The sequence below is a fragment of the Pseudomonas sp. HY13-MNA-CIBAN-0226 genome (assembly GCF_040310305.1).
GTDB lineage: Bacteria > Pseudomonadota > Gammaproteobacteria > Pseudomonadales > Pseudomonadaceae > Aquipseudomonas > Aquipseudomonas gregormendelii.
In genome coordinates this window covers 1-269 of record NZ_JBEOPS010000288.1, presented here as the reverse complement: position 1 = coordinate 269, position 269 = coordinate 1, and the positions used below count along the sequence as shown (strand labels likewise).

At 59.5% G+C, this 269-nt stretch carries 1 protein-coding gene; it reads left to right on the top strand.

The window, feature by feature from the left end:
* Nucleotides 1-269: FAD-dependent monooxygenase (locus tag AAEZ05_RS28785; RefSeq protein WP_350650007.1), on the top strand; the 269-nt coding region annotated here is incomplete at both ends.

Below are 269 nucleotides of genomic sequence, written 5' to 3'. Positions count from 1 at the left end.
CTCGTGTGTATTGCGACGCGCAGCGACCTGTCGTAGAAGTGCCCGGCCCTCATCAGACACGTCGCTTCGAGTTCATGCTCAAAGACGACGAGACTGATGAGCAAATGCTCAGCGACGCTAGCCTTGGCAACTTGCTGCGGCCGTTCCGGGGTGAAAAAGCTTATTCGCTGGTGCGCAAAGTGGTCTACACCTTCCACGCCAGGGTTGCCTCTCGCTGGCAGGAAGGTCGTGTTTTTCTCGCCGGTGACGCTGCGCACCTGACCCCACCC